General features: G+C 57.3%; 17 protein-coding genes and 1 riboswitch. Of the genes, 15 read left to right on the forward strand and 2 right to left on the reverse strand.

What is annotated here, in order from left to right; genetic code table 11:
* The first annotated feature begins 36 nt into the window (after positions 1-36).
* Both OCY70_RS01045 and OCY70_RS01050 read left to right on the forward strand, forming a co-directional pair.
* A complete protein-coding gene (locus OCY70_RS01045) occupies positions 37-1,017 on the forward strand; it encodes a LacI family DNA-binding transcriptional regulator (protein WP_213428060.1) in 981 nt (326 codons plus the stop codon).
* A gap of 198 nt (positions 1,018-1,215) precedes the next feature.
* The gene (locus tag OCY70_RS01050; RefSeq protein ID WP_261944506.1) at positions 1,216-2,433 is read left to right on the forward strand and encodes an acyltransferase; all 1,218 of its coding nucleotides are present in this window, start codon (positions 1,216-1,218) and stop codon (positions 2,431-2,433) included.
* A 19-nt stretch (positions 2,434-2,452) separates the two neighbouring features.
* Here OCY70_RS01050 and OCY70_RS01055 read toward each other — a convergent pair whose 3' ends face one another.
* Positions 2,453-2,893: an arylsulfatase regulator gene (locus OCY70_RS01055; protein ID WP_213428047.1), complete on the reverse strand. Its 441-nt coding sequence runs from the start codon at positions 2,891-2,893 to the stop codon at positions 2,453-2,455.
* Positions 2,894-3,032: 139 nt separating this feature from the next.
* On the opposite strand from OCY70_RS01055, the gene OCY70_RS01060 reads away from it, so the two are divergent.
* The 3 genes from OCY70_RS01060 (at position 3,033) to OCY70_RS01070 (ending at position 4,991) form a co-directional block, all read left to right on the forward strand.
* Positions 3,033-3,398, forward strand: a complete 366-nt coding sequence (locus OCY70_RS01060) for a helix-turn-helix domain-containing protein (RefSeq protein WP_197254762.1) — start codon at positions 3,033-3,035, stop codon at positions 3,396-3,398.
* Between the two features lie 250 nt (positions 3,399-3,648).
* Positions 3,649-3,960, forward strand: a complete 312-nt coding sequence (locus OCY70_RS01065) for a hypothetical protein (RefSeq protein WP_213428046.1) — start codon at positions 3,649-3,651, stop codon at positions 3,958-3,960.
* Positions 3,961-4,307: 347 nt separating this feature from the next.
* The gene (locus tag OCY70_RS01070; protein WP_213428045.1) at positions 4,308-4,991 is read left to right on the forward strand and encodes a hypothetical protein; all 684 of its coding nucleotides are present in this window, start codon (positions 4,308-4,310) and stop codon (positions 4,989-4,991) included.
* Positions 4,992-5,517: 526 nt separating this feature from the next.
* On the opposite strand, the gene OCY70_RS01075 is transcribed toward OCY70_RS01070, so the two are convergent.
* A complete protein-coding gene (locus tag OCY70_RS01075; protein ID WP_213428044.1) occupies positions 5,518-5,988 on the reverse strand; it encodes a helix-turn-helix domain-containing protein in 471 nt (156 codons plus the stop codon).
* Between the two features lie 144 nt (positions 5,989-6,132).
* Positions 6,133-6,222, forward strand: a riboswitch (cyclic di-GMP riboswitch).
* 88 nt (positions 6,223-6,310) lie between these two features.
* Here OCY70_RS01075 and OCY70_RS01080 point away from each other — a divergent pair.
* From OCY70_RS01080 to OCY70_RS01125, 10 genes are all read left to right on the forward strand, one after another.
* On the forward strand, positions 6,311-7,024 hold the full coding sequence (locus OCY70_RS01080; protein ID WP_213428043.1) for a 4'-phosphopantetheinyl transferase family protein: 714 nt from the start codon (positions 6,311-6,313) through the stop codon (positions 7,022-7,024).
* Between the two features lie 6 nt (positions 7,025-7,030).
* Positions 7,031-13,786, forward strand: coding sequence for a non-ribosomal peptide synthetase (locus tag OCY70_RS01085; protein WP_213428042.1), 6,756 nt, complete (start codon positions 7,031-7,033; stop codon positions 13,784-13,786).
* A 406-nt stretch (positions 13,787-14,192) separates the two neighbouring features.
* Positions 14,193-14,555: a protein kinase gene (locus OCY70_RS01090; protein WP_213428041.1), complete on the forward strand. Its 363-nt coding sequence runs from the start codon at positions 14,193-14,195 to the stop codon at positions 14,553-14,555.
* Between the two features lie 129 nt (positions 14,556-14,684).
* Complete coding sequence (locus OCY70_RS01095) at positions 14,685-16,343, forward strand: methyl-accepting chemotaxis protein (RefSeq protein WP_213428040.1); 1,659 nt, start codon at positions 14,685-14,687, stop codon at positions 16,341-16,343.
* A gap of 340 nt (positions 16,344-16,683) precedes the next feature.
* The gene (locus OCY70_RS01100) at positions 16,684-18,429 is read left to right on the forward strand and encodes an ABC transporter ATP-binding protein (RefSeq protein ID WP_213428039.1); all 1,746 of its coding nucleotides are present in this window, start codon (positions 16,684-16,686) and stop codon (positions 18,427-18,429) included.
* Positions 18,422-20,245 (forward strand): ABC transporter ATP-binding protein, encoded by a 1,824-nt coding sequence (locus OCY70_RS01105; protein ID WP_213428038.1) that lies wholly within the window; start codon positions 18,422-18,424, stop codon positions 20,243-20,245. The genes OCY70_RS01100 and OCY70_RS01105 overlap by 8 nt, the downstream gene beginning before the upstream one ends.
* A 522-nt stretch (positions 20,246-20,767) precedes the next feature.
* Positions 20,768-21,832, forward strand: coding sequence for a DUF4198 domain-containing protein (locus OCY70_RS01110; RefSeq protein ID WP_213428037.1), 1,065 nt, complete (start codon positions 20,768-20,770; stop codon positions 21,830-21,832).
* Positions 21,833-21,920: 88 nt separating this feature from the next.
* Entirely contained in the window at positions 21,921-23,912 is a 1,992-nt protein-coding gene (locus OCY70_RS01115) for a copper resistance protein CopC (RefSeq protein WP_213428036.1), read from the forward strand.
* Positions 23,913-24,107: 195 nt separating this feature from the next.
* Entirely contained in the window at positions 24,108-25,580 is a 1,473-nt protein-coding gene (locus OCY70_RS01120) for a catalase (RefSeq protein ID WP_213428035.1), read from the forward strand.
* A gap of 52 nt (positions 25,581-25,632) precedes the next feature.
* Entirely contained in the window at positions 25,633-25,929 is a 297-nt protein-coding gene (locus OCY70_RS01125) for a transcriptional repressor (RefSeq protein WP_213428034.1), read from the forward strand.
* Positions 25,930-26,080 lie beyond the last annotated feature (151 nt).

Below are 26,080 nucleotides of genomic sequence, written 5' to 3' on the forward strand. Positions count from 1 at the left end.
ACTAAGCCCCCGTCGGCAGGAGGAGCGCGCAGCACCATGCCTCCGTTGGTCAGCATGCCTCCGGAAGCGCCAGCCAACGTGCGCAGAGCCGGGGGAGAATATCAGGAACAACCGGTTCAGGCTGTCCGGAGACAAGCCTCCCGGAACTCGGGGACGATCGGACTGTTCATTATCCAGGACGCCAGTCATAACAGGATCTATGAGGATGATTTGTTCTACGGCGCGATCGTAGGCGCCATTATCAGCCAGTGCGCGGAACGGGGCTATCAGACGCTGGTCACCATACTGGACGTGTCGGACGTAACCCCGCTGCTTCGCTTATACGAGCAGAAGAGCATCGATGCGGGACTCCTCATTAGCTGGTCCGATGTGCAGGGCATCGTCGATCAAGTCAGCCGGGCCGGGTTCGTGATCGGGGTGATCAATCAGAACAACGTCACGCAGTCCACGACCGTGCTGCCGGCTCCCTATTTGGACAACCGGGGGAGCGCCTATGAGGCGACCCGCTATTTGCTTGAGCTGGGCCATCGTGACGTGGCTATTATTACCGGTCCGACCGGACAGCCCTGCTCGTCCGAACGGCTGGCCGGATTTCTCGACGCGGCACTCGGTCAAGGTCTGGAAGTGCCGGATTCACGCATATGGTGCGGAGACTTCACCGAGCAGGCCGGGGCGGCCGCCGCGATTCAATGGCTGGAGGCAGACAATCTCCCCGCTGCGGTGTTCTGCTCTAATGATCTGATGGCGTACGGGCTGCTGAAGGTGCTGAGGCAGCATCAGGTAGCGGTTCCTGACCGCCTGTCCGTCGTTGGCTTCGACGACCTGATTATCTCGCGATACACTTGTCCGCCGCTGACAACGATGTCCATCCCGCGGACCGAAATGGCCGCCTACGTGACCAATCGGCTCATCCATCAGTTGGAAAATCCGGAAGAAGCCTATCCGCTGCCGGTCTTCCGCGCGAAGCTCACGGTGCGGGAGTCGTGCCGGGCCGTTCGCGTTCCGGATTTCGCGTAGCCGCGCCCCTTTCAATGAACAGGCTGCTCCGTTCGCGGAGCGGCCTGCTTGCGATCGGGCGGAACGGCGGGGGAGGAACTCTGCACAAAGTTTTTTGTCATTCTGTACACATTCCGTGTTTTTTTAGCTTATTTTCAGGTTAATGAGATACAATGGGGGTTCACATCACCTTGTTGACGGAGGGGAGAGGAACTGGCCATGGCAATCGATCATTCTCACGCCGGACCGAGGAAGGAACGGATTGACGAAATCACGATCTTGCGCGCGTTCGCATTTTTCGCCATTGTGCTCCAGCACTGTATTGGAGAGTATATTTACCGGCCGGAGATTCCGGCGGAACAAGCGATTTTCCTTGGAATGATCTATCATTTTACCCGGTATGGAACATTAACGTTTGTTTTTTTGTCGGCTGTTATTCTGTTCTATAATTACGATTACAACGTACCTTACGGGAACTTTTTGAAGCGCCGGGCGGCAGCCATACTGGCGCCGTTCGCCATCTGGACCGTTATTTACGGGATATATACGCTGCGCGGGCAACTGCTGGAGCCGGAAGGATGGAGGCTGCTGGCTGCACAATTCATTATCCCGACCTACGGCTATCAGCTCTGGTTCGTGCTGATGATCTTCCAGTTGTATCTTCTCTTCCCGTGGCTTGATCGGGGTGCCCGCGCTATCGGGCGGAGGATTCGCTCCCATGCCGCCGGGCAGGGGCAGATCGTGCGGCGCGTTGTCCTGCTGTTGTGGGCATTGGCCGCAGCCTATGCGGGCCTGATGTACTGGTCCTACAGCGTGGCTCCGGCCTGGGATGCGCCAGCCTGGCTGCAGCCGCTGCTCGGGCATCGAACGATGCTGCTGCCGTTCTATTTCTTCTATATCGCGCTGGGCATTGTCTGCGCATGGCATGTGCAGCACTGGCGCGATGTGATGCGCCGAAGCGTGCCCTGGAGCCTGCTCCTGTTCATTATCTTCTACACCTATGCCGGATATCGGCTGCTGCAGGCCGGGGTAGCGCCCATTAACTTGAATATTTCCACCTATCTCAAGCCGTCGGTCTTCCTGCTTATCCTCGCGCAAATGCCGCTGATGTATGCTCTTGCGCTATATGTCTGCCGGCGGAAGGGAAGAGCTTACCGCATTTTGCACAAAATCGGCACGTATTCCTTCGGCGGCTATCTGGTGCACGCGCTTGTCCTCGGACAGATTGCCCGCTTTACCCGCGAGATCCCGCTTGCAGGCATGCATGCAGCAATGACATTGATTACGTGGGCCGCCGTCGCCGCGTTGTCGATTGGGATTACGATGCTGCTGGATCGGCTGCCGTTCGGCATCTGGCTGACTGGACCGATGGGCCGGCGTCAGGCAGCTTCAGCGAAGCCGCTGAGCAGCAATCCGGCGGTGCTCCCTTATCTATAGGAGAACAGCAAGACCGCAACTATGACTTGCGGTCTTGCTGTTCTGTCAAGAAATGCACATAATCAGCCCCTGTCTGCAGGAAGAAGGCATACGCGTCCAGCGGATGAGCGTCGGAGGCGAAAGAGATGCAGATGCTATAGTTGCTTTTGGTTTTGACTTCGTTATACGTAAAGGCGATCAGGCGAAGCAGTACGGCTGGATTCATCACGGATGGCTGAAGGGCGGCAAAGATGTCGGGGTAGTCATGCTGAAGCATCCTTGAACGTTCGTGGCTCAGCGGCTGAAGGTAACTGTAAGGGGCGCTGTCCACGATAACAAATCCGTACAGACTTTCTTCGCGCTGCAGAATGACGATATGTTCCTTGTTGAGCATGTACAGTCCTTTGAATTGGTACCAGAGATGCTCGTTTCGTTCGTTGCATAGTACGACATCTTGAACGTTGTGGATTTTGACATTCACCTCATCACCTCACAAAAAACATAAATAACTTCATATAGAACATAATAACATTTATAAATTTTAAAAACAATAAAAGCATGAATATGGGTATTTTGCTTCCCGGAAGTTTTTTATAAGCTTAACTTGTGAGGTGACGGGCATGTCGGATTTGAAAATATTTTTAGGCGCACGGATTCGCGAGCTTCGCAAACAGAGAGGCTATACTCAGGCAGAGCTTGGAGAGCAGTGCGGAATGAAGGCTTCGTATATTGGCGGCGCTGAACGCGGCAGCTTAAATATTTCGCTTGATTCACTGGAACGGATCATTCGTGCTCTGGATGTCAGCATCGAACAGTTTTTCTCGTTCGACATGGCAAGCGTAGATGCGGAGCGTCTGGGCATCGCCGGCACCCTTGAACTGCACGTGAAGCTGTTGAAGGGCCGGGAAGCAGAAGATGTGAAGCTGGTCCACCGGATTGCGAAGGATATGCTGGAGACGTTCGACCGGAGAATGAACGATAACTAGTGCAGGGACGAGGATTGAGAGCGGGGGAGCGCGCCATTGGCGAAGCTTCCCTTTTTTTATTGAAGCGCCCAATGAGGGCGTTTCATCGAGACGGCTTTCATTTTTCAAGCTCGCTCAAAGAAAACAAGCTAAACAATATTGCACTATTTAGCCTTTTTATACATGTTGCAGCCAGCATGAGGGATATGTAAGATATAACCAGATATATGTTTCTATCCATAAAATCCAATATTTGATAAGGAGGAAGAATATGATCGTTGAGGTACGCTTCGGATACGAGCGAACGCCGGGGACGCTGTATCTGGATTGCAGGGATGACGTTGCCCTTCAGATCAAAAAATTGCAGAACGAGTTCGACAGATGGTGCATGAATTTAAGCGACGATCACCCGATTAAAGAGTATCGTGAAGAACTAGTAGACGGCAAAGTGATCAATTCTTATTATGTAATTTGTATCGGAAATGAGGATTTCCCGAACTGGATTAATGAGAAATATGGGGAAGAGGTCGTCAAGATAGTCAAGCAGCCGGAAGAGGATCCCCCGATCATTTTGTATTTTTAAATCAATTGCCTTATTCCAACGGCCCGGCTGTTTTGCCGGGCAACCCACACTTAAAACCTTTATAAGTAACAATTGTTCTAAAGCAACGAACTATGTTCCCGTACTCCCCCTCATATTAACCCCTGGACGGTGCCACTTGCTGAATATTAGTACTCCAACGAAAAGAAATACATGTTCCATACATAGTTGTTTCTCGTTTTTTATTTCCATCTGGCTTTCTAGTAATAAGTCAAAAAAAAGAAATTTTGGATAAATCATTATGTAAAACTTGAATTTTACAAAATATATTCATATAATACCTTTAGAAGGGTGCCTTTTCTAGAATTTTGTAATTATGGGAGGTTATCATGAAAAAACAAAAATTATTAAATCTAGTCGCAACAATGCTAGCTGCTGTAATGATTCTAGTATTTCCTGCATCTTCTTTTGCCGATAATGCATATGCTGACAAAAATCATGCTCAACTAAAGCTTCAATTTGGCAACAGTAAGTTCAAAAAAGAAGTGCAGCCAACAGTGGTACCGGTAATAGCGGGTGGAATTGCATTAGGGGAGTATTTGGCAGGATTTCTAGCCGCTGCTGTTGTTGCAGCTCTTTTAACCTATGAGGGAGCCGGTCTAGTCACCAAAGTGTATAGTGATGTTATTAAAAATAATAGCAAGACTAAGAGAAATTATTTTGTTGCGTCTATTGATTACAACAATGCGGGTGAGATTAGAATTACTGAGGCTCTAACTTGGGATCAAGCTCAGAAGTATTATAAAGCTGGTGGTGATCTTTGGACACCTTTTGAACAAGACGCTTTAAATTTGGCAAAAAAAGTTTCTTCAAATGGTTTAGTAGTAAGGGAAAACAATTGGAAAAATGGTTCAAAAAAACTAAAGTATTTTGATCACTATCATGACGAGCCACGAAAATATAAACACATATGGTTTGGTAAAGATTTTAAATGGGGAACACAAGATTGGGAGCCTTGGTCACTGCCGATCGAAGCTTCCATGCAGTTGGAAAACCTGCCGCTTGCTAATTAATTTCAACATGGCTGCTTGCAACAGGGAAGGCTAACCATCAATTAAGATAAACAAATGGTTACACTGAAGTTAATATTGTTCCCCCTGCATGTAGACAGCAATGAACGGAAATCATTTCTTGGGTTATTACGACTAAAGCCAGGGGGAATATACTTGATTGATAAAAATTTTAAATTAATTCTGATTCATAGAGGAGTTTACATTTAGAAGCCCTAACCACGGTTATGCAATCCCCCAGAACTATACCGTAACGCCGTAACGTTACCCCTAAAACATCCCGCAGCCACGCTGTCTTCGCAGAATCATTTCCTCTCTCTTATCTATACTTGATCTTCTGAATGAGACTTATTTATCATTATTGCAAATGGGTGTATAATTCTATTTACCTATTACGTTTTCTTCTCTTTTTCCTCAAAAAGTGACATATATTGAGTTGCAATGTCGAATTTTGCTCCTTATTATTAAGGGGTGGCGTTAATCAATCGACATATAATTGCCGATATTCTGAATAGAGCCTGAGAAGGACCTATTCGGTACGATAGGGCACATAGCCGGATGATGTGTACTTAAGACCTAATCTGCGCAGCATATCCCGGACGCCCGTCCGCGTCATATGCACCTGGAAATGCTTCTCCAGCAAATCCTGGATGTCACGCATCGACCAGCCCGTCGATGAGCCGCTAGAAGGCATGCGGCTGCTGATGATGCCGATCAGTTCTTCTTCCTGCTGAGGGGTCAGTATTCTCGGCTTCCCGGGAGAAGCAACGTTGGTTAGCAGTTGGTCGATGCCGCCATCGTTGAAGATTTTTACATAGGTCGATACCGTCTGGCGGTGAAGGCCCAACTGCTGCGCGACATCCTTGGCAGTGTGTCCGGACATGACTAGACGGACGGCCTCCACCTTGATCCGCTGCTTCGGATCTTGGATGGTGGACGTCAAGCGGTTCAAGGAATAGACATTCCATCCATGACGGTTCGTAATCAACAGTTTTCGCATTATCGGCTCACGCTCGTATCTATACTTTTATTCGTAGTATGGGTATGGAAGCATGACGCTATTATGGGTATGGAAGCATGACGCTATACAGAGAGAGCTACTGCCGCGGAGAGAGAAGCAACCGTACCGTTTACATACAACAAAACTTGATAAAGGCAAACTTGTCGAAAGGCAAGGACGCAAAGCCTCGGGCCTAACTCTCCTTCATGGAGCTATGGCGGCCGGGTTGCCATGTTGAATAGGAGACCATTCACGTTCTTTATGGTGATGAGGCTATTGCTGGAAGTAGCCTTTTTTCTATGTATAGAGGATGTTGAAGCCTATGAAGATTGCTGCTCTCCGCTGGGACCGCCATACCGATGATCGCCTCGTTCACCGTCTTGTTCCGTTCCTGTCTGCCGAACAGCAGGAAAGATACGCGAGACTGAGCCGGCGTGCGGATCGTCATCTCATGGTTATTGCCGAAGTTCTCGTCCGAAGCCAGATCTGCCGTCTGACCGGGAGGAGGAACGACGAGGTCGCATTCATCCGGAACCGGTTCGGCAAGCCGTACATGGCCTCAAGCAGCTCCATATTTTTCAATATATCGCATTCGGGTTGCTGGATCGTGACGGCGATTGATCGCTGCGATGTCGGCATTGATATCGAGCGGATCAGGCCAATGGAGCCTGAGGAGGGCCGCATTCTGTGCACGCCGCGGGAATACCGGATCGCTGCCGGCCTGGACGCGGATGCGCGGGCCCGCTTTCTTCATTGGTTGTGGACGGCCAAGCAGAGCTATCTCAAAGCCCGCGGAACCGGACAATACGGTCCGCTGGATGAACTGGAGATACTGCCGGACGGAGTTCACCCGTGGCGGCTGCCGTCCGTCTGGCATGCGCGGGGATATGTCTTTACCCGGATTGAGAGTCTGGATGCCGGGTATTGTGTGACGGCATGCGGTGTCGATTCCAAGATTGCGCCCATAGAGCATTGGACATTGGAACAATTATTGGATAGGTTCCAACCCTATTGTTCGTCAATGATAAGGAGCTGAATCAATTTGTCTGCCATTCCATTTACAACCGAACAGCTTACGGGCTATGACGCCCATACATTCGAGATTCCTTCCGCCATCGTGGATGGCCTGGAACAGCTGACACGCACCCGTTCGGTCACATTGGAGGCTGCAGTGGGCGTGGCATGGAGCGGTCTGGTGGCGCGCTACCATAACGCAGAGGAAGTCGTTCTTCATGTGATGGCCAGCCAGAGCCGGGACGGCGTGCCGGTATCGGTTCGTCCGGAGGAGACGCTGTGGAGCGCGGCGCAGGCGCTGTGCGGACAGTTGCAGTCCGGCGGTCAGGAACCGGGCGAGCCGGGCGCAGGCGGCGACATCACCACCTGCTGCTGGTTACAGGATGCCGAGGTGCCTGGCAAGACGAGAGCCGATATTTCGGCCGGAGATCTGCATGCACGGATTTTGGGCCGGGAAGAGGCTTTTCGCGCCCCCTATTTATTTACGATTTATTATCGGCCGGAGCGCTTCAGCCTGGATGCCGCCACACAGATGGGCCAACAGTTGAACCAGATGCTGAGCGAGGCGGCGCAAGCCCCGGACAAGCCGATCGGAGAGTGGGATCTCCTGACGAAGGAGGAGATCCGGCGTTACATCGAGCGGCATAACCGGACACAGTATCCTTATCCGAAGCACCGGACGGTGCCATCCCTGTTCGAGGAGCAGGCGGCCCGCATTCCTGACGAACCGGCCATCATCGAGGAAGGCCGCCAATTTACATACAAGGAATTGAACCAAGCCGCGAATCGGCTTGCTCATTATTTGCGTACGCAAGGGGTCGCTCGCGAGCAGGCGGTAGGCATACTCGCCGAGCGGACGGCGGAGATGGTCATCGGGATTCTCGCGATCACCAAGGCCGGGGGCGCGTACGTCCCTATCGATCCGGATCATCCGCAGGATCGGATTCAATATTTGCTGGAAGACAGCGGGGCCCGGCTCGTGCTGACGAGCGCCGGGCTGTCCGGACGCTTGCCGGCGGATGCGGTGCAGGTGCCGTTGGAGGAGACGGCTTGGGCCGATCAGCCGGAGCATAATCCGGAGCCGGTCGGAGGCGCGGAGGATTTAATTTACATTATCTACACGTCGGGATCGACCGGCAGACCGAAGGGGGTCATGGTGACCCATCGCAACGTGGTCCGTCTCGTCAAAAATACGAATTACGTGGAATTCCAGCCCGGAGATCGGATTTTGCAGACCGGGTCGCTCGTCTTTGATGCGTCCACCTTTGAAATCTGGGGCTCGCTCTTGAATGGAATCGGCCTTGTGCTGGTCGATAAGACGACAATATTGGACAGCCGTCAATTGGATGAAGCGCTGCGCCGCTTCGGCATCACCACGATGTTCCTGACGACGGCGTTGTTCCTGCAGTTGGTTGACCGCAATCCGGCCATCTTCAAGCCGGTGCGCCAGTTATTCGTCGGCGGCGAGCTGATGTCGCCGAAGCATTTCTATCGGGCGGCGCAGGAGTGCGCGCCGATTCGGCTGTCGAACATCTACGGCCCGACGGAAAATACGACCTTCTCGACTTGCTATGAGCTGAAGGAGGAGCGGGAAGGCCCGATTCCCATCGGCACGCCGATCGGGAACTCCACGATATATGTCGTCAATGCGCACGGCAAGCTGCAGCCGGCCGGGGCGACCGGGGAGCTGTGGGTCGGCGGAGACGGCGTCGCCCGCGGTTATTTGAACCGTGACGATCTGACGGAAAAAATGTTCATCGACAGCCCGTTCGTGCCGGGGGAACGAATCTACAAAACCGGGGATCTGGTTCGCTTATGCGAGGACGGGCAATTGGAGTTCGTCGGCCGCAAGGACCATCAGGTCAAAATTCGCGGCTACCGCATGGAGCTCGGCGAGATTGAAGCCCGCATTCACAGCCATAGCCAGGTGAAAGAGACACTGGTCACCGACTTCGAGGAAGCGCCGGGACAGAAGGCGTTGTGCGCCTACGTCGTCGCGGAAGGCGGTCTGGACGCGGCCGGACTGAGAGCGTATCTGTCCAAGCTGCTGCCGGAATATATGGTTCCCGGCTATTTCATGTTCCTGGAGCGGATGCCGTTGACGATCAACGGCAAAATTGACCGGGCCAAGCTGCCGCGGCCGGAGAGACAAGAGCGGGCGGCGGTCCACTATGCGGCCCCGACGAACGAGACGGAGCGCAAGCTGGCGGCGATCTGGGAGGAGCTGCTTGGCATCGAGCCGATCGGGATCGACGATCATTTCTTCGAGCTGGGCGGACACTCGCTCAAGGTCGCTCAATTGCAGGCGCGAATCTATGAGACGTTCCAGGTGAACATCTCCTTCAAGCTGCTGTTCGAGATGCCGTATATCGGCTCGCTCGCCTCGCTGATCGCCCAGCTGGAGCAGGGCGGCTTCGAAGCGATCGAGCCTGCGCCGGACAAGCCGCATTACCGGCTCGCCCCGGCCCAGCAGCGGATGTACGCCCTGCAGCAGCGGACGGATATCGGCATGGCGTACCATGTGCCGCTCCTGTACCGCCTGCCGGGAGACTGCGACCCGGAACGGCTGGAGCAGGCCCTGCGGAGGCTGGTGGAGCGCCATGAGGCCTTGCGCACGTCCTTCCATTGGGAGGACGGCGAAGTCGTACAGCGGGTGCATCCGGCCGTAAGCTTCGCCATGCAGCGGCTGGAGGCCGATGGCCGCATGGCAGAGGAGACGGCCGCCTCGTTCCTGCGCCCGTTCCGGATGGAGGAGGCGCCGCTGCTGCGGGCGGCCTGGATTCGGTTGTCGGAAGGCGAGGCGGCGCTGCTGCTCGACGTTCACCATATCGTCTTCGATGGCACGTCGCTGAGCCTGCTGGCCGAGGAACTGGCCGCCCTGTATGCGGGCCGGGCGCTTCCGGCGCAGACGCTGCATTACAAAGATTACGCCGAATGGCAGGCGGAGCGGGAAATGCGGGAGCAGGAAGCGGAAGAGGCATATTGGCTGCAGATGCTGGAAGGCGAGCTCCCGGTCCTGGAGCTGCCGACCGACTTCCCGCGGCCGCCGATGCAGACCTTCGCGGGGGATATCGTTCGCGCGGCGCTGCCGGCCGCCGATGCCGCCGCGCTGAAGAAGCTGGCTTCGGAACGGGGGACGACGCTCTACATGGCGCTGCTCGCCGTGTACAAGCTGTTGCTGGCCGCTTATGCGGACAAGGAGGATATTATCGTCGGCTGTGCCGTCGCGGCGCGGACGCATCCCGATCTGGAGCGGATGATGGGCATGTTCGTCAACACGCTGCCGATTCGCAGCTATCCGGAAGGGGGCAAATCCTTCGCGGACTATCTGGCCGAGCTGAAGGAGAGCTTGCTGGCGGCGTATGAATACCAGACCTATCCGCTGGACAAGCTGGTCGACCGGCTGTCCTACCCGCGGGATATGAGCCGCAACCCGCTGTTCGACACGGTCTTCGTCATGCAGAACATGGGCGATACGACGATCGAACTCGGCGGCGCGGCCTGCGAGGCCATTCCTTATCATAACGGCACCTCGAAATTCGACGTGACGCTGGAGGCCGTGGAGCGGGAAGATGCGGTCTTGCTGAACTTCGAGTACAATACAGCGCTCTTCCGCCGGGATACGATCGAGCGGCTGGCGGGGCACTTCCTGCAGCTCGTGCAGGAGGCGGTGCGGAAGCCGGAAGCCCTCATCGGCGAATTGGACATGATTACGGCACGGGAACGGGAACAGATCGTCGCCGAGTTCAACCGGACGGAAGCCGGCTATCCGCGCGAGGCGACGATTCACGGCCTGTTCGAGGAGCAGGTGCGGCGCACGCCGGAACGTACGGCGGTCACCGATCCGCAGCGCTCGCTTACCTATGCCGAGCTGAATGCGGAAGCGAACCGGCTGGCCCATGAACTGCGGCGCCGCGGCGTCCGCCGGGAGCAGGCGGTCGGCCTCTTGACCGAGCGGACGGCGGAAATGATCGTCGGCGTCCTGGCCATTATGAAAGCGGGCGGCGCGTATGTGCCGATCGATCCGGATTATCCGGCGGATCGCGTCGATTACTTGCTGGAGGACAGCGGCGCGAAGCTCGTGCTTGCGAGCGGCTCGCTGGCGGGGCAACTGCCGCCGCATATCGCCCGTGTCGGATTCGAAGCGGCCGCGCACGGATCAAGCGGCGAAGAAGAGCGGTCGCTCGATGCAGACCGCGTGAATGAGGCGGAGGATCTCGCCTATCTGATGTACACGTCGGGATCGACGGGCAAGCCGAAAGGGGTTATGGTGACCCACCGTAACGTCATCCGGCTCGTGCAGAATACGAACTTCGTCTGCTTCCGGGAGGACGACTGCATTCTCCAGACGGGCTCGCTGGTGTTCGACGCTTCGACGTTCGAGATCTGGGGAGCGCTGCTGAACGGCCTGCGCCTGGTGCTCGTCGACAAGATGACGATTCTGGATGAGACCGCCCTGGCCGAAGCGATTGAACGCCACGGGGTAACGATGATGTGGCTGACCTCGCCGCTGTTCACCCAGCTCGCGGAGAAGAATCCGGAGATGTTCCGTCCGGTGCGCACGCTGCTCGTCGGCGGCGATGTGCTGTCGCCGAAGCATATTTACCGGGTGCGCGAAGCGAGCGCGCCGATCACGATCATCAACGGGTACGGGCCGACGGAGAACACGACGTTCACGGCCTGCTACGAGATTGCCGACGAGCGTCCGGGCTCGATCCCGATCGGGAAGCCGATTGCCAATTCGACGGCTTATGTCGTCAATGCGTTCGGCAAGCTGCAGCCGATCGGCGTTCCGGGCGAGCTGTGGGCCGGCGGCGACGGCGTCGCCCGCGGCTACTTGAACCGGAGCGACTTGACGGCCGAGAAGTTCATCGACAGCCCGTTCCGGCCGGGGGAACGGATCTACAAGACCGGCGATCTGGTGCGCTGGCTGCCGGATGGCAATATCGAATTCCTCGGGCGCAAGGACCATCAGGTCAAAATTCGCGGCTTCCGCATGGAGCTGGGCGAGATTGAGGCGCAGATCCGGAGCCATCCGCAGGTGAAGGACGTGCTCGTGTCGGTTCGCGAGGAAGCGCCGGGGCAGAAGGCGCTCTGCGCCCATATCGTGGCGGAAGGCGGTCTGACGGCGGCCGATGTCCGCGCCTATGTGCTGACCAGCCTGCCGGATTATATGGCGCCGGCCTATTACGCCTTCCTGGAGCGGATGCCGCTGACGACGAACGGCAAGATCGACCGTTCGAAGCTGCCGGAGCCGGAGAAGCTCGAAGGAGCGTCCGGGAGCATGGTTGCGCCGGAGAACGAGATCGAGCAGAAGCTGGCCGACGCGTGGCAGGAGGTGCTCGGGCTGACGGCGGTCGGCGTCGAAGACAATTTCTTCGATATCGGCGGCCATTCCTTGAAGGCGATCACGCTGGTCGCCCGGCTGAAGCAGGAATTCATCGTCGATGTCGCCGACATCTTCGCGTATCCGACGATTCGGCAGCTCGCCCGCCACATTGAATACCGGCCGAACCATCTGCAGGAGAAGCTGGCGCGGATACGCGAACGGTACGCCGCGGCCCCGGACGGGGAAGCGCCGGCCGTAGCGGAAGCGCGCCGCCTCTACCGGAGCGGCATCGAAGGCCGGATTCCTCCGGCGGCGGAGCGCCGGACCGAGTACCGCCACGTGCTGCTGACGGGAGCGACCGGCTATCTGGGCGCTTATCTGCTGCACGAGATCATCTCGCGCACGGGCAGCGAGGTCAGCGTCATTGTAAGGGGACGGACGCCGGACGAGGCGCGCGGGCGCTTGGCGGACAAGCTGGCCTACTATTTCGGCCCAGAGTGGTTCCCGGCGCATGCCGCGCGCATCCATCTCGTGAACGGCGAGCTGTCGGGGGAACGATTCGGCCTCGAGACCGAGGACTACGAGCGGCTCGCCAGCGAGGCCGACTGCATCGTTCACGCGGCGGCGAACGTGAAGCACTACGGCCATTATGACGACTTCGTGCAGAGCAATGTGACGGCGACGGAACGGTTGATTGAATTGGCGCTGGAACGGACGCCGAAGGCGTTCCACCACGTATCGACGATGTCGGTCGGCATGGGCACTATCGAAGGCCTCGCCGAGGTGCTGTTCACGGAAGATGACGGCGATCTCGGCCAGCAGCATCATAACGTCTACGTGAAGACGAAGTTCGAAGCGGAGCTGCGCATTCAGGAAGCCCGCGCCCGCGGCCTCCAGGCGAGCATCTATCGGGTCGGCAATATCGTCTGCCATTCGGACACGGGCCATTTCCAGGAAAATATCGCGGACAACGCTTTTTACAATACGATCAAATCTTATCTTGGCTTAGGGGCGGTGCTGGCATCGGAGCCGGATACCGATCTGTCCTTCGTCAATCAGGTGAGCGCGGCCATCGTCACGCTGTTTGACAAACCGGCGCTGTACAACGGCACGTACCACGTGTACAACCCGCATTTGATCAGCTTGTCCGAGCTGCTGGCCGCCCACCCTGGCATCACGGTGAAGCCGCTGGCTGCCGGTCCGTTCTTCGAGGAGCTGTACGCCCGCTTCGAGCGGGAAGAGAACCGGGAGGCGGTCGAGAGCGTGCTGCTGCACAACGGCTGGATGGATGAAGCATCGAACGGGACCGTCTTCGTGCATACGGCGGAACGGACGGCGGCGTTGCTCGCGCGCTTGGGCTTCGCATGGACGAAGCCGGCCGAGGCGGAATTCCGGCGGCTGCTTGAGCATGCCGGGGCGGTGGGCTTCCTGCCGCAAGCATCAAGCCGGGAATAGCCGGTTACCTGTTCCGCCTAGTTCAGTCTCATACGGGCAAAGGCGGACGGTTACGAACCGTGCTGACTGCTACGGACTGATACGTATCTATACCGACTGATACAGACAGCTACGGACTGATACGTATCTATACAGACTGATACGAATCGGTACCAACTGATACGGACCGATACGGATCCGGACCAATACGGATGATGCGGACGGGGACGAGCGAATATGGAGTGATATGGTCTGCCCCGCTTTGCGATACGCTGGAACCCCGCGCTGCAGAGGCAGGGGTAGACCACGTCTGGGAGGGGATAAGAGAGCACAACATCGAGAGGCAGATTGACAGCAGGAATGCCGGGCGCATCCTGGAAGGGCATTTACGATTAACGACAACTACATTTGAGGAGGACTTAGAACTATGTTTAACGTAAAATACGACGCAGCAAAGAACCGCATTTATATCAAGCTTGAAGGCATGATGGGCATGGACGAGGCGAAGGAGTATGACAAAACGACTCGCCAATATGTTGACAAGGCGAACGAAGGATATACGTTCTGCATCGACATGGCGGACGCTCAACCGGCTCCGGCCGACGTAAATGAATATTTGGCTGGCCTGCGCGAATATATGGCCAAGAAGAAAATTCTCGGTTCGGCCATGATCGTCAGCTCGGCGCTCACCAAGCTGCAGCTGTCCCGGTTGATCAAGGAGCTCGGCGGCGACAACGGCGTATTCCAGAGCTACGAAGAAGCGGACAAATATCTCGACAGCTTTAAATAAGAGTGCGGACTACTGATGCGAAAAAGACTTGCCCGCGATGCGGGGAGTCTTTTTCCACATAGCGGCCTGTAACGAATCAAGTCTTGCATGACTTGTGTGCAACGAATACAACCCGAAGGTGAGAGGACAATGAACGCTCAAATCACATCCGTGGCCAAACGGCTGAAATTCATGGGCAACTGGTGGCATAAGTCGCTGTTGGCGCGAATCCTCGTTCCCATGACGCTCTTGACTTTGCTTATCATTGCAGCTACAAGCATGGTCAATGTCAATTTTTTGAAAGAAACGATAACGGACCTGATGATTAAAGATACGGAGCAAGACGTCTCCCATGTCATCAGCTTGATCGAACGCGGCGGCGACTTGAACCCGGATGAAATGCTTGAAAGCATCGCTCTCCGGGAACACAGCTTCGCGCTCATTGTCGACGGCAACGAGATTGCGGCGGTCGCAGGCGCCGCAGAGAAGACGAAGCTGGCCGATTATCCGCAGTTGAAGCCGCTGCTGGAATCGCCACAGGGAAGCATGTTTCTGGATAATCAACTGGAATATGGCGTATCCGGCCAAGCCGGGAAGTACCGCGTCATCATCGTGTCCAGCCTGCTCGATTTCAGCGACGGGATCGGATACTATCAGTTGATGCTGCTTGCGGTCGCGATCGCCTCCATCCTGGTGATTTGCGGAACGATATGGCTGCTTGTAAATCGGTTCATGGTGAAGCCGATCCATGAAGTGGCCGAGACGCTGGACCGGATTGGAAGCGGCGATTTGACGCAGCGCCTCTCCATGGATGTGAACCGGCAGGATATATGGGGAATGGTCGCCCGCGGGGTAGACAACATGACCTCGAATCTGCGGAATCTCGTCGAACAGGTCGTCGCGACAAGCGACAAGGTTACCGTCACCTCGGGAGACTTCGTCCACAGCGCGCAGGAGACGAGCAAAGCCTCCGAGCAGGTGACCCTCTCCTTGCAGGATATCTCGCAGGGCGTCGACGAGGAAGCGCGCATGCTGCGCAATATCGGCGGCACGATGGAGGACATTACGATGGCCATCGGCGAAGTCGAGCAGGTCGTCAAGTCGATGACGAGCGATTTCGCGAGCGCCAGCGAGCTGGTATCGAGCGGCAGCGTCATGGTCAAGGACACGGTGAGCCAGATGAACGAGCTGGCTGAAAACGTCGGCTCCAGCTCCGTCGTCATCACCGAATTGGAGCATCGTTCCGGCAAGGTCGGCGAGATTATCCAGATTATTACCGAGATTGCGGGACAGACGAACTTGCTTGCCCTGAACGCGGCGATTGAAGCGGCCCGGGCAGGAGAGCACGGTCTTGGCTTCGCGGTGGTCGCCAATGAGGTGCGCAAGCTGGCCGATCAATCAAATCAGGCTGCGCTGGAAATCCAGGAAATCATTTCTCTTGTTCAGGCCGATACGCTCCAGGCCGTCGAGTCGATGAGCAAGAGCACGAAGCTGGTCGAGTCGGGCATGGAGAGCGTAAACCAGACCGGGCAAGTGTTCGGTGCGATTGTCAAGACGATTCAGGAAGTGTCAAGCAATGTGGAAATGGTCGATGCGATCGTGCAGGAGGTCAATCTGAACGCGAAAGAAATTTTGGAGCGGGTTCAGGGCATTATCCAAATTTCCGAGGAATCGTCGGCCAATGTGCAGTCGATCGCGGCCGCGACCGAGGAGCAGAATGCGATTATGGAAGAATTGGCCCTCTCGTCCGAAGAGCTCAATCGCTTGTCGGGCAATCTGCGGGAAGCCTTGACGAAATTCACCGTATAATGCAAAAAGGATATGTGTATCATCGGCATCGGCCGTGTTCTCCTCAAGAGAGCACGGCCATTGCTGCATTCGAGGGGCCGGCGGAAGGCTTCAGCAAGCCGTAAGCAGGAACAAGGGGATGTTGGGGCAAAAATCAAGTGAACAATTCGTAAACAAATAGATTGAACGGTTATTCCAATTGTTTTATTATCTATATGTTGACATAATGGTCCTGAAAGGAGGCGAACATGCCGATGAGAGACAGGGATGGATCCGTTCCTCCCGCCTTCAAGGATTGCGGATTCGATCACGATCTCTGACGGCGCCGGACTCGATAACGGTACGGGATGTGAGAGAGAAGATGCAAGGAAAGTCATTGTTATTCGGTCATGTTCGGGCTCACTGGTTCTTTTATGTGACGGCGGTGCTGTTCATGGCGGCCGCCAACGTTATCAATTCGTTCTACCCCGCTCTGCTCGGCCAGTTCACCGATGAATTGCAGCAGAACGGGCTGACGCGGGCGACGGTCATTCATTACAGCCTCTGGCTCGCGGCGATAGGCGTCGGGTATGGCGTGCTCTTCGGCCTGGGACAGTACATGAATCACCGTCTCGGCCGGCTGTTCGAGTTCAATACGCGGCAGCGGCTGTTCGGGCAATTCACCCGGTTAAGCGAGCATTATTATTCCAAAAACGGGGTCGGCAAGCTGCTCAGCTACTTCATGAATGATGTGCGGGCCGTCCGGGAATCCATCGCCAACGGCGTCAATCAGATGACGAATGCCACGATTCTGCTCGTATCCGTCCTCGTGATGATGATGCTGAGCCATATACCGCTGCATCTGGTCTTCGTCTGCGTCCTGCCGCTGCTCTCCATTCCGCTGTTCGTCGTCTACTTCGGCCCCCGCATTCGCATGCGCTCCCGCGCCGTGCAGGATGCGCTTGCCGGGATGACGGAAGCCGCGGAAGAACAATTCGGCGGCATCAAAGTAACGAAAACGTTCGCGGTGGAGCATATCGCGCAAGCCCGCTTCGACGGGACGGTCGACCATATCCGCGACAATCAGCTTCGCCTCGTGCGGATGACGTCCTTGTTCCAGGCGCTCATCCCGTTCGCCGGCGCGCTGTCGCTGGCGTTAGCGATCACATACGGAGGGATGATGTCCATCCGCGGACAGTTGTCGCTTGGGAACTTCGTTACATTGACGCTTTACCTGCGCATGATCATGACGCCGCTGCAGCAGATTGGCAATGTCATCAATACGATGCTTCGTTCCCGCGCGTCGCTCGACCGGCTCAACCGGCTCATGGAAGAAGAGCCGGATATCCAGGAGGCGGAAGAGGCGGCAGCGCTGCGTCCGGGGGAGGCGGAGCTGGAGCTTCGCCATCTGTCCTTCGCTTACCCGGACAGCGGCACCCCCTCGCTGCAGGATATCAGCATCCGCGTCGCTCCGGGCAAGACGCTCGGCATCGTCGGCAAAACGGGAAGCGGCAAGACGACGCTCGTCAAGCTGCTGCTGCGGGTATACGATCCGCCGGAGGGAAGCGTCTTTATCGGCGGCGGCGATATCCGGCATCTGATGCTGGAGAGCCTGCGCACGCAGATTGCCTACGTCCCGCAGGACGGATTTTTGTTCAGTACGACGATTCGCGACAATATCGCTTTTTATAACCGCGAGATCGATGACGGGCCGGTTCAGGAAGCGTCGAAGCTGGCGGACATTTACCGCAATATCGAGGAATTTCCCGACAAATTCGGCACGAAGCTGGGCGAGCGGGGACTTACCTTGTCCGGCGGCCAGCGCCAGCGCACCAGTCTGGCCCGCGGGCTCATCAAGAACGCGCCGATCCTTATCCTGGATGACAGCGTCAGCGCCGTGGACGTCGTGACTGAGTCCACCATCTTGGCGAATCTGCGCCGCGCCCGCAAAGGCTTGACGACGCTGATCATCGCTCACCGCATCAGCGCGGTGCGCCATGCGGACGAGATCGTCGTCCTCGATGAGGGACGGATTGTGGAGCGCGGCACGCATGCCGAGCTGCTCCGCCAGGGCGGATACTATGCTTCGCTCTATGCGATTCAGGAGGAGGGGATGCTCGATGCGTGAAGCAGCCAGCGCGAAGCCGAATGCCGCGCAGGACATCTCGCGCGAGGATCGCATGCGCTCCTTCACCGCGATGCTGGCTTATGCCAAGCCGTACCGGCTCACCTTCCTCGCGGTGTTCGCCTGCACCTTCTTCGCCATCGGCGCGGATCTGCTGCAGCCGTATCTGGTCAAGGTGGCGATCGATGAGAACATGCTGACGGGCGCGCACGGGACAGATACGCTGCTGCTGCTCGGCGGCTGCTACTTCCTGCTGGCGGCGGTCAGCCTGGTCTTCTCCTACGTCCAGGCGAATCTGATGCAAAAGGTCGGGCAAGGCATCGTCGGCCAGCTTCGTAAAGATCTGTTCCGCCATATTTCGAAGCAGTCGATGTCCTTCTTCGACCGCAATCCGATCGGCAGTCTCGTGACGAACGTCTCCAGCGATACGGAGACCATTAACCAATTTTTCACGCAAGTGCTCTTGAGCCTGGTGCGCGACGGCTTGTCGCTATTGCTGGTCGTCGCCTTCATGTTCTCCCTGGATGCGCAGCTCGCGCTGTACTGCCTGCTGCTGTTCCCGGTCATCTTCGCTATCGCGGCCGCCTTCCGTTCGCTGCTGCGCTCGGCGTACCAGCGGGTGCGGGGGGAGCTGTCGCGGCTTATCGCTTTTCTGGCGGAGAACTTGGCGGGGATGAGCTTGATTCAAGCGTTCCATCAGGAAAAAGAGCAAACCGACCAGTTCACCCGCCGCAATCGCAGCTATTTGCGCGAAAATTTGCGGGAAGTGCGCACGAGCATTTTGTTCAACCGCTCGTTCGATATGCTCGGCAATCTGTCCGTTGCCTTCGTCGTCTGGCTGGGCGGCATGGCCGTCCTGGACAAAGCGCTGGAATTCGGGGTGCTCTATGCCTTTATCAATTATATTCGCCAATTTTTCCAGCCCATCAACCAGATTACCCAGCAATGGAACACGCTGCAGTCGACGACGGTGTCGATGGACCGTCTCTGGCGCATTTTCCGCGTCCAGCCGCAGGTAACCGACCCGGAACCCGGGCAGACGGTTGCGGTGAAGCCGGAGGAGGTTCTCGGCCAGGTGGACTTCAACCATATCCGCTTCGCCTATGTCGAGAACCGCGATGTGCTGCATGATCTCGACTTGCATATCGCTCCCGGGGAATTCATCGGGATTGTCGGCACGACGGGCGCGGGCAAAAGCTCGCTCGTCAGCCTGCTGGCGCGCTTCTATGATGTCCGCCAGGGCAGCGTCGAGATCGACGGCGTCGACATTCGCCGGCTGAAGCAGGAGACGCTGCACCGGATCGTCGGCCTGGTCCAGCAGGACCCGTATCTCTATTCCGGCACCATTGTCGACAATGTCCGCCTGTTCCAGGAGGATGTGCCGCGCGAGAGGGTCATCTGGGCCTGCCAGGCGGTCGGCGCGGACAGCATGATCAAGCGGCTCAAGCACGGCTATGACACGCGCCTCTCCGAACGGGGCAGCGGGCTGTCCGCCGGCGAACGCCAGCTGATCTCCTTCGCCCGGATTCTCGTGTTCGAGCCGCGCATCCTCATTCTCGACGAGGCGACGGCTCATCTGGATTCGCATACCGAGCGCCTCATCCAGCAGGCCTTGAATGTCGTCTCGAAGGGCAGGACGACGATTGTTATCGCCCATCGCCTCTCGACGATTCAACATGCCGACCGCATCATCGTCATGAGCGGCGGCCGCGTCATCGAGGAGGGCGATCACGAGGCGCTGCTGAAGCGGGGCGGCAGCTACGCCGAACTGGTGCGCCATTCCCGCACCGGCGGCACGGAGCTGCAGGCGTCGATGTAGCGCGCCGGCTTCTTCGCCAGGGTGGACAGACCTTGTCCCCCGTCTGCCCGAATCTGCTCGAAGTTGAATCGAAGCCTTTGCGAACCCGCATGGACGGCATCCATGCGGGTTTTTATATATCCCGGGCGGAGGCGGGCGGCTCGATTCCTGCATGGGTGCAGCTTTTTCCCCTTCAGAAGGGAGATGCGGCTGAAATTCCTGCACAGCTGCATCTTTTCGCCCCAAATCCCTGCTAACTCAGCCAAAACAGTGGAAATTGCTGCGCATTTGCAGGATTGCCTTTTTCCCGATCTGGCGTCAAGAAAAAAGCTGCAGAATTGCAGTATTGACCGAAGAATTAGCCGAAGAATTAGCCGACGCAGCCGGACGGCGGGGACAAGCCCCTGCTTCCGCCGAGCGAGGAATGTTCACGTGATTGCTACATTTTATAGCTAGATGGAGTCATGTCAGCCGTAAGCAACTCGGTTACACTGTGGAAGTGTGATCTAGATCACATTTCGTAACGGAAAGGTTGGGATATGTATGAACATGAAAACCGCCAGCATCCTGCTTGGGACGCTGCTGTCTGCCACGCTCGCCATCCCGGCGTTCGCGCATGACGGATGGTCGCAGACGAACAGTCCCGTCATCGGCGCGGGCGAGGTCGCCTATGTCGACATGATGCTCGGCAATCATTCCAATGAGCACCGCAGCTACCGCATCGCCGGCCAGTGGAGCACCGATTCCTCGAAAGTATACGTCATGAACCCGGCGGGCAAAAAGATCGACATTACCGATACGCGCTTCTATACGGGCGAAGCGGCGACAGAGACGGAGCCGGCGCTTAATAACTATTTTGTCTCTTCCTTCTCCTCTTCCCAGCCTGGAGCCTATATCGTCTCGGTCGAGGGAGACAGCATCTTCAAGGGAGCCGATGCGGCGAGCCGCACCTTGCGCAGCGCCAAATCGTTCGTCGCCGTCATGGACATCCCGACGATGAAGCGGGCCTCCTTGCTGACCGGCTTCCAGCGTCAAGTGAGCCCGGACCGCGCCGAGCTGGTGCCGTTGTTCAATCCGGCAGCGGCGCAAGCCGACACCTCCGCAGAAGTCCAATTGCTGCTGAAAGGCAAGCCGCTGGCCGACACCGAAGTATCGCTTATCCGCCGCAGCAATTCGGAGGCGGTGACCGTAAAGACGGATGCCAAGGGCATCGCCAAGTTCAAGCTGGGCGGCGCCGATTATTATTTGCTGCGCGCCAAGCCGGCTACCAATGAGAAGCGCGAGGGCGAGTATGATACCGTCAGTTATGAAGCGACGATGACCTTCATCGTCCAGAACGGCACCTACGAGCTGCCGGGCACCCCATCCGAAGCGAAGCCGCAGGTGTTCCTGAACGGCAAGGCGCAGCCGGATGACTCGTTCTCGTTCGCCAACGGCACGCTGATGGCGGATGCGGCCTGGGCGGAGGAAGCTTTTGGAAATAAGAGTAAGATCGCCGCATCTGCGGTCTCGCTGCGGGACGCGGCTTCCGAGGCGGGGGCCGTGCTGGAATATTTGCCGGCGGTCGGAGCGAACCGCGCCGCCGTCTATTTGTACCTGACGAAATAATACCAGCTTCCCCTGGGCGGGCCGCTGCATCAGGTGGAGGCCCGTCTGCCCGGGAATAGAAGCACGTCAGAAGTCAGGAGGAACGTTTATGGGAAAATGGAAGGGGAATTCGAGACAACCCGTCTATTGGCTGGGGATAGCCGCCTTGCTGTTCTCCCTTCTGCTTCATCCGCTGACCGCATCCGCTCATGCGAATCTGGCGTCATCGAAGCCGCTGGCGGATGCGGAGCTGGACACGGCGCCGTCGGAGATACGCATCACGTTCACCGAGGGCATCGATGCGAAGCTGAGCTCGCTCACATTGTGGGACGAGGATGGACGCGAGATAGGCGGCGCCGTAACCGGGGAAGGCGACGACACGCTGGTCAAGGCCCTTCCCGAGCTGAAAAACGGCGTTTATAAGGTGAAGTGGCAGGTGCTGTCGGTGGATACGCATGTCACCGAGGGCTCGTATCGGTTCGCGGTTGGGACGACGCTGGATAAGAGCGGGCCCGCGCCGACCAAGTCGCTGGATGACGACGAAGCGCCGCAAGCGAAGCCGGACAGCGGCTCCCCGGGAGAGGACGGGAAGCCCGCTTCCGTTAACCCCGGCGCTCCGGCAGAGGGGACGACGCCGCCGGACCGGAGCGGGCCGAAGCCTTCGGCGGGCCAGGCCGAGCGAGCGGAGCCTGCCGCAGCCAAGCCGGCCGGCGGCGAGGCGGACGCCGGAGCGTCCGGCGCAGACAAGGCGGGCACGCGTCAGCCGGCTGCCGATCAGGCGAAGGAGCCGAAGGCGCGGCCGACTGCGCCCGCTTCGTCCGGCTCCGGAAGCGGCGCCCCCCGGGAAGCGGCCGCATCGCCGGCCGGGGAGCCTGGCGGATCGGACCCGGCCAAGGGGCAGCAAGCTCCGTCGGTCCAGGCCCCAGCAGCCGAAGCAGCACCATCGGCCGGCCAAGAGAGCGGAAGCCGGGAAGGGGATGCCGCTTCCCCGAAGCCATCCGATCCACCTGGCTCGGAACGTGATCAGGGAAGCGCGGCGGACGGAGAAGAAGCCTCTGCACCCGGCGGTCAGGACGTCCGTTCAGCGGATGGGGCTGCGCCTGAGGCCGATCACGCCCATCGCCATCATGACCATACATCCGGCCATACGGCGCACAGTACAGGCATGACCGATCGGTGGAACACCGTGATCCGGATTGTCAATGTACTGACGACAGCCGCCTTATTTGCCCTCCTGTACCATCATTATGCGCTCGGAAGGGGAGGACCGCGGCTGGCGGACATGGCTGCACGGACGCATAAGGCGGCACAGGCTGTCGCGCTTGCGGCCGCATTCCTCTATGCGCTGACCTATGCGGCGCATATGCTGCTGCTTGCCGCGCAGTTGACGCCTGCCGGCTCCGGCGCCAGTTCTATGGCCTCCACGGCATGGACATTGGCCGTCTCGACGCGCGTCGGCTTGACGGACGGAGCGCGCATCCTGCTGGCCGCCGTATTATGCGGGACGCTGCTCATGGGGCGGCGGTCGCCTCATCGGCCGATGGCCGTCCTGCGGTGCCTGCTGCTGCTCGGCCTGGCGCTGACCTTCCCGCTGACCGGCCATGCCGTCTCGGGTTCCCCGCTGCAGGCGGCGGCCGCTGTCGTCTCGCATGCGCTGCATTTCGCGACGGCAGGCATCTGGTTCGGCGGACTGGCCGGGCTGTTGCTCGTCACCCGGAGCTTGCGCCGGAAGCCCGATGCGGATGCTTTCGCGGAAGCAGGCCGCCTATGGTCGGGCTTCTCTGCCGCCGCCCTGCCATTTACGGTCATCACGGTGGTGACCGGCTTAGTGCTGGCGGTGATGCATGTCGGCAGTTGGGAGGCGCTCTATGCGTCGCCGTACGGACAGACGCTTCTCGTCAAAAGCGCGCTCTATGCGGGCGTGCTCGTGATTGCCGCCTTCCACCGCTTCCTGTGGCTGCCCGCGTTCGTGAAGCAGGAAGGCGACCCGGAGCGGGTCCGGGTCTTTCTGCGCGGCGTCAGTCTGGAGGCGGCTTGCGGCGCGGTTATATTTATCATCGCCGGGATGTTATCCACCGGAATGCCGCCGGGCTTGGGATAAATGACACCCTTTTGACTTTGGAATCAACTTTCATCGTCAAAAGGGTGTTCTTTTATTCATTTCCAGAATATAATAGATATTAATTTAGAATTATTATTGATTAGCTGCATTGGATGTGATACATTAGTTGATGAAAATGATAATTATTATCACTTAATAGTGATTTAATTCGACTGGACTAACGGAGGGGATTTGATGAAGGAATCGAAGTTAATGACTACGAATCAGGGTGCGCCCGTTGCCAATAATCAGCAATCGAAAACCGCCGGGGCGCGCGGTCCCGTGCTGCTGGAAGACTATCATCTTATCGAGAAGCTGGCTCATTTCGATCGGGAACGCATTCCGGAGCGGGTCGTGCATGCGCGCGGAGCAGGCGCGTTCGGCGTGTTCAAGCCTTACCGGAGCATGGCGAAGCACACGCGGGCGGCGTTTCTGCAAGATCCCGATGTAGAGACTCCCGTCTTTGTCCGGTTCTCGACCGTGATTCACGGGGGGACCTCCCCGGAGACCGTGCGGGATCCGCGCGGATTTGCCGTCAAATTTTATACGACGGAAGGCAACTACGATCTGGTTGGCAATCATCTTCCGATTTTTTTCATCCGCGACGCCATCAAATTCCCGGACATGGTCCACTCGCTGAAGCCGGCCCCGCATACGAATGTGCAGACGCCGGACCATTATTGGGACTTCATGTCACTGTCTCCGGAGTCCACGAATATGATGACTTGGCTCTTCTCGGACCTCGGCATTCCCGCCACTTACCGCGAGATGGACGGCTTCAGCGTCCACGCGTTCAAATGGGTCAATGAAAAAGGCGGCGTCGTGTACGTCAAATATACATGGAAGTCGCTGCAGGGCGTGCGCGGGTTGAGCGTGGAGGAAGCGGAGCGGATTCAAGCCAAAGATTTCAGCCATGCGACGCGAGATCTGCATCAGGCGATTGAAGAGGGCCGCTGCCCGGAATGGGAGCTGTGCGTTCAAATGCTTGAGCCTTCGCGGCTGGACGATTTCGACTTCGACCCGCTCGATCCGACGAAGGTATGGCCCGAAGCGATGATACCGATGATGAAGGTAGGCCGGATGACGCTGAATCAGAACCCGGACAATTATTTCGCCCAGGTCGAGCAGGCGGCGTTCTCCCCTAGCGCGCTTGTGCCCGGGATTGAACCGTCCGAGGACAAATTGCTCCAAGGCCGTCTCTTTTCCTATCCGGATACGCAGCGGCACCGTCTCGGTCCGAATTATTTGCAGATCCCGGTGAACTGCCCGTTCGCGCGGGTAAGGAATCATCAACGGGACGGGTTGATGACCGTGAAGCAGGATACGTCCCCGATCAACTACGAGCCGAACAGCCATGCCGGGGCATATGCTGAAGCGGGCGAGGCTTATGCCGAGAGCGAAACGGTTGTGGCAGGAACGACGATGCGCCGCTCGATAGACAAGACGAATAATTTCGGCCAGGCCGGAGAGAAGTACCGTGAGATGTCCCCGGAGGAACAAGATCGGCTCGTGCAAAACCTGGTGAACGATCTGAAGCAGGTACGCCCCGAAGTTCAAATGCGGGCGCTGTGCAATTTCTTCCGGGCCGATGCGGAGTATGGAATGAAGCTTGCGGCCGGACTCGGCGTGGATATTAGCGAATATTTGCAGCATGTACCGCGTTCCTAGCGCGATGATATAGAGGTTTGGATTGTCTTTTGAAAATTCTGTGAGGAAAGGAATGGGGCACGTGAATCATAACAAGGTGGAAGCATCGGTTGTTCGGCAGGGCAAGGATAAAAAAATGCATATGACGCAGCAACGAGAGGCCGTCTATGCTTGCATCCGTCAAGCGGCATCCCCTATGACCGCAATGGACGTATTTCTGGCGTTGAAGTCGGGCGGGCAGCTGGTTTCCCTCTCTACCGTCTACTGCAGTCTGAAGTATTTCGTCAAAAAAGGACTTGTTCACGAGCTTCAAGACGATCAGCTCTCCAAGCGTTACAAGCATGCCTGCCCCATATGCCGCGGCGCATAACCGGCCGTACAATGTTTATCACGAGGTTCCTTGAACCGTATGCGATAGGAAGCCCTTTGCAGAACCGCTGCAGAGGGCCTTTCCTCTGCTTGCCGCCGCGTGGCATTCTTTGAAACAAAATATTATATTATCGAAAATATATTTAAAATAA

The organism is Paenibacillus melissococcoides, from assembly GCA_944800085.1.
Lineage (GTDB): Bacteria > Bacillota > Bacilli > Paenibacillales > Paenibacillaceae > Paenibacillus_B > Paenibacillus_B melissococcoides.

Excerpts from the sequence above, each read along its gene's own strand:
- OCY70_RS01045 (WP_213428060.1), top strand. The coding sequence starts at position 37 with ATGCCTCCGTTGGTCAGCATGCCTCCGGAAGCGCCAGCCAACGTGCGC.
- OCY70_RS01050 (WP_261944506.1), top strand. The coding sequence starts at position 1,216 with ATGGCAATCGATCATTCTCACGCCGGACCGAGGAAGGAACGGATTGAC.
- OCY70_RS01060 (WP_197254762.1), top strand. The coding sequence starts at position 3,033 with ATGTCGGATTTGAAAATATTTTTAGGCGCACGGATTCGCGAGCTTCGC.
- OCY70_RS01065 (WP_213428046.1), top strand. The coding sequence starts at position 3,649 with ATGATCGTTGAGGTACGCTTCGGATACGAGCGAACGCCGGGGACGCTG.
- OCY70_RS01070 (WP_213428045.1), top strand. The coding sequence starts at position 4,308 with ATGAAAAAACAAAAATTATTAAATCTAGTCGCAACAATGCTAGCTGCT.
- OCY70_RS01075 (WP_213428044.1), bottom strand. The coding sequence starts at position 5,988 with ATGCGAAAACTGTTGATTACGAACCGTCATGGATGGAATGTCTATTCC.
- OCY70_RS01080 (WP_213428043.1), top strand. The coding sequence starts at position 6,311 with ATGAAGATTGCTGCTCTCCGCTGGGACCGCCATACCGATGATCGCCTC.
- OCY70_RS01090 (WP_213428041.1), top strand. The coding sequence starts at position 14,193 with ATGTTTAACGTAAAATACGACGCAGCAAAGAACCGCATTTATATCAAG.
- OCY70_RS01095 (WP_213428040.1), top strand. The coding sequence starts at position 14,685 with ATGAACGCTCAAATCACATCCGTGGCCAAACGGCTGAAATTCATGGGC.
- OCY70_RS01100 (WP_213428039.1), top strand. The coding sequence starts at position 16,684 with ATGCAAGGAAAGTCATTGTTATTCGGTCATGTTCGGGCTCACTGGTTC.
- OCY70_RS01105 (WP_213428038.1), top strand. The coding sequence starts at position 18,422 with ATGCGTGAAGCAGCCAGCGCGAAGCCGAATGCCGCGCAGGACATCTCG.
- OCY70_RS01110 (WP_213428037.1), top strand. The coding sequence starts at position 20,768 with ATGAACATGAAAACCGCCAGCATCCTGCTTGGGACGCTGCTGTCTGCC.
- OCY70_RS01115 (WP_213428036.1), top strand. The coding sequence starts at position 21,921 with ATGGGAAAATGGAAGGGGAATTCGAGACAACCCGTCTATTGGCTGGGG.
- OCY70_RS01120 (WP_213428035.1), top strand. The coding sequence starts at position 24,108 with ATGAAGGAATCGAAGTTAATGACTACGAATCAGGGTGCGCCCGTTGCC.
- OCY70_RS01125 (WP_213428034.1), top strand. The coding sequence starts at position 25,633 with ATGGGGCACGTGAATCATAACAAGGTGGAAGCATCGGTTGTTCGGCAG.